Here is a 14,128-nt window from a genome sequence, read left to right on the forward strand (position 1 = left end):
AGAATGAGCCCTCTGGACCGTGAGCCTGAATCATATCCTGACCTTCATAATCCACATAAGGCCCATCCGGATTTAAAGAACGAGATATTCGCATATTGTAGCCGCCAACCGAATCTAATCCACCAAATGTCACAAATAAATAATAGTAGCCGCTATTCGGATGATATTGGATGTAAGGCGCTTCAATACGACTATGATTTTGGCCCATCAATCGTTTGCCATAACCTTGATTATCTAATGGAAAACCGGTTTCAGCATTCATCTCTAGAATAAAAATTCCGCCGGAGTATGAGCCATAGACCATCCATAATCGGCCATCCTTATCAAAAAACGTATCGGGATCAACAACATTCGGATGTTTTGTACCGTCATAAGCCGTACCTTCCGCGCTTAATCCTTTGCCTGATTTCAGGAAGATGCCTTTATTCACATATGGCCCTTCGATATTATCCGCAACTGCAACCCCGAGTGCTGAGAGCGGTTGATCTCCTTTGCATGCATTGTAATACATGTAAAACTTTCCATCTGCAAGCTGAATGACATCAGCAGCCCATAGCGTATCCGTTTCTGCCCAGCCGAGCGCCTCAGCCAATTCCTTTTTCACATTGCTTTCAGCACTCTTGAACAGTTTGTTCGTTTCCGTCACGCCTGAATCAATTAACGACCAGCTCATGAGATCATTCGATTTTGCAGCCGCCAAATGCGAGCCGAATACGTAATACGTTTCGTCAACTTTAATAACAGATGGATCGTGAACCGATACATTTTCAAAAGTAGGCGTCGGCATCGGTGTCGAAGTAGGAGTAGGAGTAGGAGTTGTTGTTGGCGCAGGTGTTTCATTTCCACCACCATTACCACCAGAAGCAGGAAATGTCGCTGCCTCTCGCTCGAGCTTAGCCTCATTCTCACTATTGCTTGTCACTTTGCCTTTGCCTGTAACTTTGAGCTTACTGTCAAACAGAATGATAATCTCTTTAATTTCCGCGGCCTCATTCACATGCAAGGCAGCTTTTTGCTCCACTATCATTTTACTTATGATGCCTTTCAGCAATTTAATAGCAGGAAAAGATAATGCAGAAATCTCAACCTTATCAAAGTTTCCATCCAACTCAATGGTTGCATCCGCTGCTGTATCCTTGTCAATCATTACATTTTTGAAGCCTTCACCAGTTAAACCGTCAGCCTCTTCAAGCTTAACGCCTGAAATGGTAAACACTTGACCAACGGTTGTTGTTCCTTGGGTTACCATTCGCAGCTTGCCATTCTTTTTATCAACATAAATTTGCGCGATATCCGAATCCTTTATTTTAATGCTGTTTTGGCCTCCTCCAAATACCTTCACTACTCCTTTTACTTTGACATTGTCGAGTATGACATCCCCTTYGGCGATGCCTTCGGTTAAGTATAGATCTCCTTCAATAGTTGTATCTTTTAACGTAATATTCGCTGTATTAATGATTATGTTTTTGCTTGAAACATCCGCATATGTGCCCGCTTGATTCAATATCTCTCCAGAAATATTGTTTATTAGCCGCAGCGCCTCAGCTCTTGTAATCTTGTTATTTGGTTTAAATGTTTGATCTTTATACCCTGTTGCGTATCCTTCCATAACGAGCGCGTTCACGGCTTCCTTACTCCATGAAGGCAATGAGCCTAGATCCGTAAGAGCGCTTTCATATTTGGCCGCACTGCTCAACCGAAATACTCTAAATAATATAACGGCAGCCTCTTGACGAGAAATCGAATCGTTGGGACGGATCGTTCCGTCGCTGTAACCGGAAATATATCCTGCCGCAACCGCCTTCTTCACTTCACTGTAGTAAGAGCTGGATGCAGATACATCAGAGAAAACAATCTCTTCCTCATCAACAAAGCGATAAACCCGATTCATCAGAGTCATAAATTCCACTCGACTTATCGCTTGATCTGGCTTAAAATTCCCATCCCCATAACCCTGGATAAGCTGTTTCTCGTACCACTCTGTAAAATCCTTTTCCGCCCAGTGGCCTTGCACATCGGATTTGATTTTGCTTTGGTTTGCACGATCCAAGGTACTCTGAACGGGTTCTGTATTACCTTCAGCAGCCACAATTAATGGTGCAGGTACAAGTAATAAGCAAACAAGAACCAATGCAATCAGTTTGCTAAAATATTTGAGCATCGCATAACTCCCCTTTCGATTGAAAATCATGTTTCATTCATCATAATGGCATCATCAGTAAATCGAACGATACGCTCCCATTCACCTCACATTTTTTATTCCTGCATAACTTTTGACCAACGAATAACAATTAAACTAATCGATTACTAATTTTGTTAACGTTTACATTGTAACGACAAACGCTGTAAATCGTCAATAGAAAATATATAAACGATGTAAGTGAGTTTCACTCCCACTCCCCACTAGTACGGAAGTATCCATTCCTTCGTTTTAGAAATAAACGCAAAAAAATGCCATCAGCTTTTGCCGACAGCATTCATCTCACTCACTATAAAATCATTTATGAATATTCGTTGTTATTAATAAAAATATTAATAATACCTTTACTCAGCAATTGAGGTTTTTTTCTGATCTGAAGCCATCGATAACGATTTATAATTATCATTTATCACCTTTAGCCAGCTCTCCTGACGACCCTCAGYGTAGGTGCTATCCTTGCGCTTGCAGGCAATGCCCTCCAAATCCGATCTTCTTACAAGATCAAAAATAGCTGCACCCTCTCGCTCCACGTACAGCATCTTTTTGAAATAGGCATTATCCTCCAAAATATATTCCAGCAGCCGCTTTCGCTCAAGCAGCGGTTTTTGCCTTAAATCAAGCCCGTTGTAATAAAGAATATCAAATACAAAAAACTGGACCGGCTTCGTCCTTTTGGCTTCACGGATACTCGGTTCCTTCTTCAGCCTGTAACGTTCCTTCAGCGACTCGAACTCAATCGCTCCTGTAAATGGGTTTACATAGGTTACCTCGCCATCTAACAGAACATCCGCCGGCTCCCTCAGCGGTACATTATGTAATTCGGGATACTGCCGCGTAACTTCATTGAAATGCCGAGTATATAAAGCAGCCTTGCTTCCCATAAAGGAGAGCTGCAGGCGGTGTCCATCCAATAGGGGTTCAAATATAAAATCATCATCATCAAAAGGTTTTTCATATTCCGTTAGTAACATGGGTTCCACAAACATTACGGCGCCCCCCTTTCCGTTTAAACATTTTAGCATGATTTCACTTCAAAAATAGGAGGTAAATTTAGGTGAATGATATGAATAAACTCTCACTCGTATCCACATAATAGGTTCAAGAAGGAGGCTGAGAAAAGATGGCAAATCGTACGAATCAACTTCTTATACCGCAAGCCCGTGCAGCTCTAGAGCAGCTTAAATATGAAGTGGCCCAAGAGCTTGGCATTCAACTTCCGCAAGACGGATATTATGGCAATATGACCACTCGCGATATGGGCTCTATCGGCGGATTAATTACACGCCGGCTCGTTCAAATGGCTGAACAACAGCTGTCAGGACGTCGTTAATTTCTACATAAATAAGCGCCAAGAATGCAGAGATGCTTTCTTGGCGCTTATTTATTTGAGAAAAAATAAGAAATTGTGCAAATAAATGCTTTTGTCACGAATGGAGAACTTCCCTTCTTCAATAAAAATCGGTAAAATGGGAGAGAGTTGTCCCGTTACATAACGCATACAAACAAATTCCATTATGGAAAGGAATATTCTAATATGATTATTCAACCAAAAACTCGTGGCTTTATTTGTACGACAGCACATCCTGAGGGCTGCGCACAACAAGTACAGCGTCAAATCGATTACGTAAACGCTCAACCAAGCATTGAAGGCCCGCGCAACGTGCTCGTCATTGGAGCTTCAACAGGTTATGGTCTTGCTTCACGTATCGTTTCTTCTTTCGCTGCTGGCGCTAATACAATTGGCGTTTATTTTGACAAAGCTGCTGAAGGCGCACGCACAGCATCCGCTGGCTGGTACAATTCCGCTGCTTTCGAGGAAGCTGCTGCAACTGCTGGACGCAAATCTTTCAGCATCGTTGGAGATGCTTTCTCTGATGAAATTAAAGCAAAAACAATCGACTTGATCCGTACGGAACTAGGTCAAATTGATCTCGTTGTCTACAGCGTAGCTTCTCCGCGCCGGACGCATCCAAAAACAGGCGAAACGTTCTCTTCCGTTATCAAGCCGCTTGGCGGCACGTATTCGAACAAAACCGTTAACTTCCATAACGGCGATGTAACGCAAGCTACAATCGAGCCGGCAACAGAAGACGAGCTTCGTCAAACGATTGCTGTTATGGGCGGCGAGGACTGGCAGATGTGGATTGACGAGCTTGAGAAAGCTGGAGCACTTGCTGAAGGCGCAACTACAGTTGCTTACTCTTACATTGGACCTGAAATTACACATGCAGTTTATCGTGAAGGTACAATTGGCGCTGCTAAAAATGATCTGGAAGCTACGGCTCACCGCCTTAATGAACAGCTCAGCACAAATGGCGGTCGCGCATTCGTTTCCGTTAACAAAGCGCTCGTTACGCAATCAAGCTCCGCGATTCCAGTGGTGCCGCTTTATATTTCCGCCCTTTATAAAGTGATGAAAGAAAAAGGCATTCATGAGGGCTGCATTGAGCAAATGTATCGTTTATTCTCAGAACGTCTATACGGTAAAGGTGAAACGCTGGTTGATGAAAAAGGCCTAATCCGCGTTGATGATTGGGAGATGAGACCAGAAATCCAAGCTGAGGTTGCCGATGTTTGGGCTAAGCTCTCTACAGAAAATGTTTATGATCTTTCTGATCTTGAAGGTTATCGTCGTGAATTTTTCCAGCTGTTCGGTTTCGAGACAGATGGCATCGATTATGAAGCAGACGTTAATCCAGAAGTAAACATTCCAAATCTTCGCTAATATTTCCGCTGTAAAACCAATTCGAGCGTTTATTCACTCGAGTTGGTTTTTTTGTGTTTGCTGGTGCAAATACATTACTGGTATAGCCACTGCTATAAGGATCATACCCATAAAAGCAGGTGCGGCATGACCAAATGATACATAGATTTGACCTCCTATGATTGACCCAATCATTCTGGCTAAGGCTTGAATAGATTGGCTGCCTCCTTGGATTCTCCCTTCGTCTACATACCTCTACCTTACCAAAAACAAAAACAGAGTGGTAGTCCTGTCCCACCCCGAAAATTTATAATTTATGCATAAAAAAACCCCTTAACCGAAGTTAAGGGGTTTTGATTTGATACTATAGTTTTACAACGTTTTCTGCTTGTGGTCCACGGTTGCCTTGAGTTACGTTGAACTCAACGCGTTGACCTTCGTCAAGTGATTTGAAACCGTCGCCTTGGATTGCGGAGAAATGTACGAATACGTCATTGCCGCCTTCAACTTCGATAAAACCGAAGCCTTTCTCTGCGTTAAACCATTTTACTGTACCTTGTTCCATAATTGATTACCTCCAAAAGTATATTAACATGTTTTTTCCAGAAAAACTAAAAATCACACATTGAAAAAGATATCATCATACAAATGACAACCTTTTCAATATGTGAATTCAAGGTTAAATTTGTTGTTTGTATTGATAATATACCATAGGCATTTGTAATAAGCAAGTCTTCTTTTAAAAAAAAATTAAATCCCTTTTTTCTCCGGGATAACAACAGCTTGGTCAGGAAATTATATATCGGGTAGCAAGCACACTATTCTAACGTTGAGGAGTATGTACATGCGGAAATTTTTCATTTTAGCTTTACTTATTTTAGCTGTAGGCTGTTCGTCAAATCCAAGGATGTCAACCAATAAGCACTCTGCTCTTGGTTACACATCAACCAAAACACCTATTATTACGTCAACTCCACACACAACCCAGGCCTCTTCAATCTCTACACCGATGATGAAGAATCCTACTGTTTCAATGAAGGGCTCGCAGTACAACAACATTCCAGATTGGCTGTTGGGCGATGGAGCAAATGGACTCGTGAATAAGTATCCTTATCCATCTCCGTCTCAGTACCCTGGTCAATACCCAGCTCAACAACCAACGACACAGAATCCAACAACTCAAAACCCGACCACTCAAAATCCAACGACTCAAAATCCAGCGGAGAAAGCTCCTTCTTCCTCTGGACAATATGAACAGCAGGTGCTTCAACTGGTCAATTCTGAACGATCAAAATCAGGGTTGCCTGCACTTAGCATGGATGGATCTTTATCCAAAATGGCATTGGTTAAAGCACAGGATATGATTAACAACAACTACTTTGATCATAATTCACCAACTTATGGTTCTCCCTTCGACATGATGAAACAATTCAATATTACGTACAGTTCTGCTGGTGAAAATATTGCTAAAGGCCAGCCTACTCCTGATCAAGTAATGAAGGATTGGATGAACAGCCCTGGGCACCGCGCAAATATTTTGAAATCCAGTTTCACTAAAATTGGAGTTGGGTATTACCAAGGGGCATGGGTTCAAGAATTTACTGGTTAATCGCATCGATCAAATAAAGAGCAGCCGACGAATTTTCACTCTTTGGCTGCTCTTACTAACATCGCGGCATAATTATTTGCTAAAGACTAAACCGAACCAAGTATTTCGCTTAATGCGGCAATAAACTGATCATTTTCTTCCGGCATACCTATTGAGATACGCACATGGAGCGGCAAGCCCCACGTTTTGCCGTGGCGAACGATAATCCCTTTAGCCATTAAACGCATGTAGATGGACTCCGATTCCGGCCCAAGCTCAGCAAGTACAAAGTTGGTCATACTTTGCGTATATTTGATCCCAAGCTGGTCAAATGAAGCGTACATGCGCTCACGTTCCTTGGCAACCAGTGCTTGCGAACTTAAAACATGCTCTTCATCACCGATCGCTGCTGCTGCCGCTGTCTGGGCAAGTGCATTAACATTAAACGGCTCCTTCACTTGAAGAATGCTCTGAATAATTTGCTGAGGGGCAGCCCCATAGCCTACTCGAATTCCTGCAAGGCCGTAAATTTTCGAAAAGGTTTTTAGCACGATGAGCGGGTAGCCTGCTCTTACAAATGCCATTCCATCCGAATACAGCTCCTCCGAAACGTAGTGGCTGTAAGCTGTATCGAGCATAACCATGATACGTTTTGGGATTGTATCGAGGATATATTTCAAATCTTTTTGAGCTACATAAGTACCTGTTGGATTATTTGGAGAACATAGATATATAATTTTGGTACGATCAGTCACTGCAGCAACAATAGCTTCTGCATCATATTGAAAAGCATCATTGAGCGGGACAACGATTGTTTTAGCTCCCATCAGCTGAGCACCAAACTCATATTCACTAAATGTAGGTCCCGGCACAATAATTTCATCACCCGCATCCAAAAAAGCTTCTGCAACAAGCGTGATGAGCTCATCTCCGCCGTTAGTAACAATGACTTGATCTGCATGCAGGTCGTAATAATCGGCAATGGTTTTCTTCAATAATTGAGACTGGTTGTCAGGATAACGATGAAGATCAGTCAAGGCGATTTGAATGGCTTCTATCGCTTTTGGAGAAGGTCCTAATGGATTTTCATTAGAGGCCAGCTTAATTACATGCTGCAGGCCATATTCGCTCTGAACCTCCCAAATCGGTTTACCTGGGGAGTAGGGCTTCATCACTTCCAAAGCCTTTCGTGGTTTAACTTCAATTTTCTCGTTCATACATTTCACCCTTACTAAATAAAGTCAAAACCTTTAATACGATAATACATTAATCCTTTCTCGCAGTAAAGAGTTAATGCGAGATAAGATTGCCAAAAAAATGACTATATTCCCGCTTCAGCAGTATCGTATTGTACATTAAGAAAAGGAGGCACCCTTCATAGGTGCCTCCTTTTTATCTGCTTTGTTTCACTTCGTTTTATTTGCCCTCAGCCAAAAAATCGATCATTGAACGAGCTTGCACCTTGCCCGCTGCAATTGGCTTACTTGCTGCTTCTCCACTTTCGCGCAAGCGGAACTCTACGATTTTAGCTACACCCGGTATCAAATCAAAAAAGTTGTCCGTGAACATGCCCTCGTGCTCTGCGGTAATCCATACCTGCTTAGCAAGCACATCCGTCTCCAGCGCGAACGACGTGCCGTTGCTGCCTTCAACCTCTGAAATTCGAATAACCGCTGAAGCAAGCTTCTGTTCTTTCGCTTTCACGAAATAATGTTCCTTGCTGTCTATCAGCTTACCGCCTTGGGTCAGCTCTGCATACAATACAACACGGTTTGCTTCGCAGCCTGTCAGCCATTCCAGCTCGTTTATCGAGCTTACAATTGCTGCACTATTTCCTGCTACGGAAACTTGAGTCGTTTCCTGCTTAATTAACACGCCTGCAAAGTCGTATAGCGTTAATCTGAGCTCGCCGTTCAACGATTCCAGCAAATCCGTTACCGCATGAATATTGATAATGCCGTCATCTGTCTTGTCAAAGGACAGCATTGTGTCGGCGAAGCTTCTTTTCGCATAATACTGCATAGCTTTCCATTTTCCGTAATAATCCATGCCTGCCCAAGAAGCTACTGGYCAGCAATCATTCATTTGCCAGTATAACGTTCCCATGCAATATGGCATGCTGCGACGATGCGCCTCAATCGCCATCTTCATCGCTTCTGCTTGCAGCACCTGACTCATATAAAGAAAAGCAGGAAAGTCCTTAGGCTCGCTCATATAAATATCCATGTATTCTTTAATGAGACGGTTGCCGTCGCCATTTTTCTGATGCGCGCGCATTACCTTAGAATCCAGAGCCAAATCCTGCTCCGTTGCGAATTTCATCACCGTATCATACTCAGGGAATGACTGGAAGCCGTATTCACTCATAAAACGGCCGATTTTCAGGTTGTAGTTCTCAAATGGCTCAACTGCGTGCCATACTCCCCAGTAATGAACATCTCCCTCTGTAGATAGCGGATGCGCATGCTGGTTAATGTCCCCCGACAGCGATATAAGCGGTGAGGATGGCCAATATTGTGTTCCTGGCGCATAGGCTTCTACCGCATCAGGTAAAATGTCATGGAAAACTGCCTCGTAGTCCGCCCAAATGACAGCGCGCTGCTCCGATGTATATTCTTTTTTCCAGCCCCAGCCGCCCTTCTCATCAAATTGCGCCCAAGCCGAATCAATCTCGTTATTGCCGCACCACAGCACGATAGAAGGATGATTGCGCAGCCGCTTCACATTCTCTTCTGCTTCCAAGCGAACATTTTCTAGAAAGGCCTCATCGCCAGGATACATGCTGCATGCGAACATAAAGTCCTGCCACACCAAGATGCCGTACTCATCACAAAGCTCATAGAACACCGATTGCTCATATATACCGCCGCCCCATACACGAAGCATGTTCATATTCGATTCCGCAGCTGAAACTATTTCATGTCTATATCGCTCATCTGTTACTTCTGTAATGAAGCTGTCATTAGGGATATGGTTTGCACCTTTCGCAAACACAGGAACGCCGTTAAGCTCAAAATAAAACGAGGCTCCTACCTCATCCTTGTCTCGCACCAATCGAATGGAGCGAAGACCAGTACGAACGGACTTTGCAGCTATCAACTCTTCATCCTTGCAAAGCTCTGCTGTAAATGTATATAAATGAGCATCGCCAAGTCCTCTGCTCCACCAAAGCTTCGGATTCTCGATATCAACAGGCAGTTGAATCACATTGATCCCTTGCTTTAAGTGCGCAGCCTGCTCCCAAGTTTGTCCCCCTGCACTTAACTTCACCAAGCCGTTCCATTCATGCTCCGACTCAATTTCCACATCTACCGTTAAGCTAGCTTTCGAAGCATTTACCTGATCCTGCTTCACATATACATCCGTAATTTTGCTGCCCGACCAGCCTTCTAGTCTAGCTTCACGCCAAATACCGCTCGTAACGAATCGCGGACCCCAGTCCCAGCCATAATGATAAGGCGCTTTTCTTGCAAAAATACTTATCTTCTGAGTACCCAGTCCGCCAAGCTCTGATTGATCATTACTAGCTGGTAGATTATAGCCAAGCTTCTCGATCTTCGGCAAATCCTCTTGCACAGGGGAGCGGAATTTAATCAACAATACATTATCTTTGGCATTCACCATAGACGCTACATTTGCTTTCCATGTTCTGAACATATTGTCTGCTGACAATACATGATTGCCATTTACATAAACGTCTGCATACGTATCTAATCCATCGAATACGAGTTCAATAGTTGAGGCATTTAACAATTGATCATTTACGTCGAAATGAGTCTCGTATTCCCAATCTATTTTGTCAATCCATTGCAAATCATGCTCATTTGTTTTATAGAAAGGATCTTTGATGATGCCATTGCGCAGCAAATCCGTATGAACGCAGCCAGGCACGATGGCTTCCATCCATTCTTGCTCCTGACAAGCTTTGAATTTCCAATTACTTAGCACTAGTTGTGTTTCTCTCATTTTGTCCTCCTAAGAATATGTGTCTTCCTATCGCTTGTCATTCTTCTTTATCTACAGCTTTTTTCATGCCAAACAAGTCTGGAAGTTCATCCAGTGTCGTCACATTTGAATGATTGTAGATTTTTTTCAAAATTTCTTGGCTGTTATGTTTTCCATCGTTTAAATAATCGCCTTCCCAGGTGACAAACCAGCTCCAATTCGCACCATACGCCTTCATTAAGTCCGGGTCAGGAATGGAACCATTTTCAGTCATTGCAACAAGTTTTTTATTGCTGACTAGAGCGACGAGATTATCAAAATAATTAATGGCTGGAGAATGATCTCCAGGGGCTGGATAACTATCTACACTAACGATATCCACTACGTCATCTCCTGGATACCATTCGGGCTGGACCGAATTCCAGATCCATATGAGATTGTTTAATTCATGCTTATTGACCAGTCGATCGTATACTAGTCGGTAAAGCTGCTTTGCCGGCTCAGGACCCTTTGCTCCCCACCAGAACCACCCGCCTTCTGCTTCATGAAGCGGTCTAAATAACACGGGCACATGGGCATCATTTAACCTTTGAAGCTGCACGGCAATCGTATCGATATCAGCTAGCAGCAGCTTGTACTCCTCCGATTCGGTGTCACTCAAAGCTTTCTCCAAATCAAAGGTTACCGAATCAGCATAAAACCCCCGCCACCATTCTTTTCCCTGCTCGTCAATTATGCCGGTGGGAGCGTTCCAATGCCATAAGAAGGTTGTAATGCCGCCTTGCTTATGCCAGCCAATTGCTTTTTCCACTTCATACGAGATAGCTCCGTGCTCTGCTCTTGTTTTGGAATAATCGATTAAATCAAACCCGACCATCGCTGGTTTTTTACCGGTAATCTTCTCAATCCAAGAAACATTATCCAGTCCGGTTTGACCCGACAACATCGACTCGCCATAGTTTTCCACCAAATAATTCATTAGTTTTTTGGCTTCTGCAGAAGCATTCCCATTCACTAATTCACCAGAGACCTGATGTTTCGTTTCAGGCTTCGTCTTTTGCAGCTTAATATAGTCGATATCGTAATAACCCCAGCCTCTGGTCAAGCTAATCGTATTCGCGCCCTCTTGTAAAAGCAGCTTCCCTGCCTTGAGCTCCGTAAATTGATCATTTGGCTGTAAAACCAATTCGCCGTGGGGCTGATTATTTAATGAAATGCCAGCTACTTTATTGCCATTTGGCGCCCGGTAGCTGACCCATACATTGTATAATACTGCCTTTGGAGCAACAACCTCAAACGTTAACTGGTCCTGCTCATCCGTAAAGCCAGTAACGAATCCAGAGCCAGAATAGCCCTCCGCTACTTGAGAAACCATAGTACCTTGAAGCAGCCCGGACTCCGCTTCATATTTCAAAAATGGTTCTTCCTTGTTTGAGCTTGGCAGAACAGCCAATACAACAACTAAAACGGCGCCTAGAAGCGCTAAGCTGACAGCAAGCGCACTAATGACAACTCGTCTGCTCCGAAGGGCGGTCACCTGATAATCCCCACTTTCGCGAGTCGGAAATTAGTGCCTGTGCATTCTGGTCGATTGCCATGAATGACTTCAAGCTCGAAGCGGTGACGGCCGCTCACCCAATCATCTCCGAAACAGCTTAAGCGATACCACCCATCATCCTGGACCCATGATGGCCTCTCCCGCTCCATCACTTGCCACTCCCCATCATCTATTCGGTATCGAAACTCAGCTGAGCTTCTTCCGAAGTCAAAGCCAAGAACGAGTCCTCTTCCCTCGAAGGAGAAGGACAACTCCGCTCCAATGGCCGATGTCTCGAGCACTTGATCGATCCACTCCAGGTGAGGCCATCTCCTTATAGCCCAAGAACCTCTCGTATGAATGTGATGAAAAGATAAGTCGAATACATCATCCCAGCATTGTGTATCCAGCGGCTTTGGTATCAAGTATGAAACCTGATCAGCCTCCACCGCGTGATCCGCATACGATAATTCCTTCTGGAGATATGCAATTACACTTTGCCCATAGCTCAAGCTTCCTCTGCTTGTCGGATGAAGACCATCTGGCAGCCATTCTTCAAATCGCAGCTTGCCTTTCTTGACTTCCTCAAAAGCGTACAAACCCATCCATACCGAGCTTAGCTCATAATGCTCTGCTATCCGCTCAAATTCATTAATCGTGTCCGGTACCAAGCCATGTGCAATGGCGCTGTACATATTTTGCGAATACGTGTATACGATGACGATATCGCGCTGGCCATCAGCGAGCAATTGCCTTATTAATCCTTCGCGCGAACGATTGCGCTTCAAGGTTGGCTCGCCTTCATCATTAACTGCATATTCAATAAAAACCAAATCGCAATTCGTATCGATTAAATCGCGTTTGGCGCGGAAAGCAGCTAAATCGCTGCCCGTTGCTCCGATCGCTGCATTTTCAACCGTGATACGCAGTTCCGGGTATTGCTCCGTGAACCAGGCAATGACTGGCTCCGGCCAGTTATGGCGCGGCCTTGCGTCGGTGATCGAGCCTCCAATAAAGCCCATCGTCAAGCGTCCCTCTTGGATTCCGCGCCGCGTTCGATGCAAATTGCTTCGGTGATTCCAAATCGACAAAGTCATAAATGGCGTGCTCCTTGCACAAGTATTAGTCCTTGCGATAAATGGCATCCACCCGCTATTCTCGCAGCTGATAATTTTTCAAATCAGGCAGCTCATCCTTCGTTAACGAGAAAGGGTGATTATAAAATTTGATAAGCTGTTCCCTATCTGTAAACTTCTCGGCATATACACGGTGCCCATCCACAGTATTGTAGACAAAATTGCCATACCACGTGCAATTCCATGCCCAGAGTGCACGATCCTGCAGCATAAGATCAGGATCAGGAATCGGTCCATTTTCAGACAAAGCAATAATTTTGTTCATGCTTGTGTAAGCGAGCGCCTTCTCGAAACGATCAAGCTGCGACTCGTAATTTTGCTCAGGAGGATAAATATCTTCTCCAATAATATCGACGTACTCATCGCCCGGATACCAATCCGCATGCTGTCCATTCCATACCCAAATCAAATGGTTCAACTTATGCACGTTCGTCATTCGGTCATACATCAGCTTCCACAATTGAACGCAGGGCTCAGCACCTTTGCTGCCCCACCAGAACCAGCCTCCCGAAGCCTCGTGCAGCGGTCTCCATAATACCGGCACCCCTGCATCCTGCAGCCGTTTCAACTCGGAGGAAATCGCATCAATATCTCTGATCAGCAGCTTATAATCCTCTGACTCTTGATCATTCAACGCCTTCTGCACATCAAACGTCGTTGCTTTTGTATAGAAACCGCTGCCCCACGTTCGGTCAGGGGCCAAATCAATTAAATCCTTAGGCGCATTCCAGTGCCAGCAAAAAGTTACGATGCCGCCGCTTTGCCACCAATCAATCGCAATATCCGTATCGGAGCATGTGGCCCCGCGCTCTGTGCGCGAGGGTGAATAATTCATGAAATCAAAGCCATAAACAGCTGGGTATTTCCCAGTCACTTCATGCAATATTTCAAGCTCAGGTGTTGATACTACACCGATTTGCTGACCGGTCAATATGCGAGTTCCATAAATGTCGCATAAATAGGTCATCAGCCTTTTCGCATGATCATCTGCATTCGGGTTTATGAGCTTAGGTTCCAC

Annotated in this window: 10 protein-coding genes and 3 pseudogenes; 3 read left to right on the forward strand and 10 right to left on the reverse strand. The window is 44.1% G+C overall.

Annotated features, from left to right (window positions below; genetic code table 11):
- From AB4Z17_RS25685 to AB4Z17_RS25695, 3 genes and pseudogenes are all read right to left on the reverse strand, one after another.
- Positions 1 to 778 (reverse strand): annotated as a pseudogene (locus AB4Z17_RS25685) (family 43 glycosylhydrolase); the annotation flags it as partial.
- Positions 779 to 1,594: 816 nt separating this feature from the next.
- Positions 1,595 to 2,191, reverse strand: a pseudogene (locus tag AB4Z17_RS25690) (S-layer homology domain-containing protein); the annotation flags it as partial.
- A gap of 353 nt (positions 2,192 to 2,544) precedes the next feature.
- Entirely contained in the window at positions 2,545 to 3,186 is a 642-nt protein-coding gene (locus AB4Z17_RS25695) for an ATP-dependent DNA ligase (protein WP_441962932.1), read from the reverse strand.
- 134 nt (positions 3,187 to 3,320) lie between these two features.
- Here AB4Z17_RS25695 and AB4Z17_RS25700 point away from each other — a divergent pair, with 134 nt between their 5' ends.
- Complete coding sequence (locus AB4Z17_RS25700) at positions 3,321 to 3,530, forward strand: alpha/beta-type small acid-soluble spore protein (protein WP_076266703.1); 210 nt, start codon at positions 3,321 to 3,323, stop codon at positions 3,528 to 3,530.
- A 204-nt stretch (positions 3,531 to 3,734) separates the two neighbouring features.
- On the forward strand, positions 3,735 to 4,925 hold the full coding sequence (fabV, locus tag AB4Z17_RS25705) for an enoyl-ACP reductase FabV (RefSeq protein WP_441911062.1): 1,191 nt from the start codon (positions 3,735 to 3,737) through the stop codon (positions 4,923 to 4,925).
- Positions 4,926 to 4,958: 33 nt separating this feature from the next.
- Here the strand turns inward: fabV and AB4Z17_RS25710 are convergent.
- Together AB4Z17_RS25710 and AB4Z17_RS25715 are read right to left on the reverse strand one after the other, a co-directional pair.
- Positions 4,959 to 5,150: pseudogene (locus AB4Z17_RS25710) on the reverse strand (hypothetical protein); the annotation flags it as partial.
- Between the two features lie 118 nt (positions 5,151 to 5,268).
- Positions 5,269 to 5,469 carry a cold-shock protein gene (locus tag AB4Z17_RS25715; RefSeq protein ID WP_054024035.1) on the reverse strand — a complete coding sequence of 67 codons (201 nt, stop codon included), beginning with the start codon at positions 5,467 to 5,469 and terminating at the stop codon, positions 5,269 to 5,271.
- Between the two features lie 279 nt (positions 5,470 to 5,748).
- Here AB4Z17_RS25715 and AB4Z17_RS25720 point away from each other — a divergent pair, with 279 nt between their 5' ends.
- Positions 5,749 to 6,513 (forward strand): CAP domain-containing protein, encoded by a 765-nt coding sequence (locus AB4Z17_RS25720; RefSeq protein ID WP_441911064.1) that lies wholly within the window; start codon positions 5,749 to 5,751, stop codon positions 6,511 to 6,513.
- 86 nt (positions 6,514 to 6,599) lie between these two features.
- Here AB4Z17_RS25720 and hisC read toward each other — a convergent pair whose 3' ends face one another.
- The 5 genes from hisC to AB4Z17_RS25745 form a co-directional block, all read right to left on the reverse strand.
- Entirely contained in the window at positions 6,600 to 7,709 is a 1,110-nt protein-coding gene (gene hisC / locus AB4Z17_RS25725; RefSeq protein ID WP_441962934.1) for a histidinol-phosphate transaminase, read from the reverse strand.
- A 199-nt stretch (positions 7,710 to 7,908) separates the two neighbouring features.
- On the reverse strand, positions 7,909 to 10,458 hold the full coding sequence (locus AB4Z17_RS25730) for a beta-mannosidase (protein ID WP_441962935.1): 2,550 nt from the start codon (positions 10,456 to 10,458) through the stop codon (positions 7,909 to 7,911).
- 37 nt (positions 10,459 to 10,495) lie between these two features.
- A complete protein-coding gene (locus AB4Z17_RS25735) occupies positions 10,496 to 11,974 on the reverse strand; it encodes a glycosyl hydrolase (protein WP_441962937.1) in 1,479 nt (492 codons plus the stop codon).
- The gene (locus AB4Z17_RS25740) at positions 11,971 to 13,071 is read right to left on the reverse strand and encodes an SGNH/GDSL hydrolase family protein (RefSeq protein ID WP_441962939.1); all 1,101 of its coding nucleotides are present in this window, start codon (positions 13,069 to 13,071) and stop codon (positions 11,971 to 11,973) included. Before AB4Z17_RS25740 ends, AB4Z17_RS25735 begins: the two co-directional genes overlap by 4 nt.
- Positions 13,072 to 13,126: 55 nt before the next feature.
- A partial coding sequence (locus AB4Z17_RS25745; protein WP_441962941.1) for a glycosyl hydrolase occupies positions 13,127 to 14,128 on the reverse strand: 1,002 nt, incomplete at its 5' end.

The sequence above is a fragment of the Paenibacillus sp. TAF43_2 genome (genome assembly GCF_052113545.1).
Classification (GTDB): Bacteria; Bacillota; Bacilli; order Paenibacillales; family Paenibacillaceae; genus Pristimantibacillus.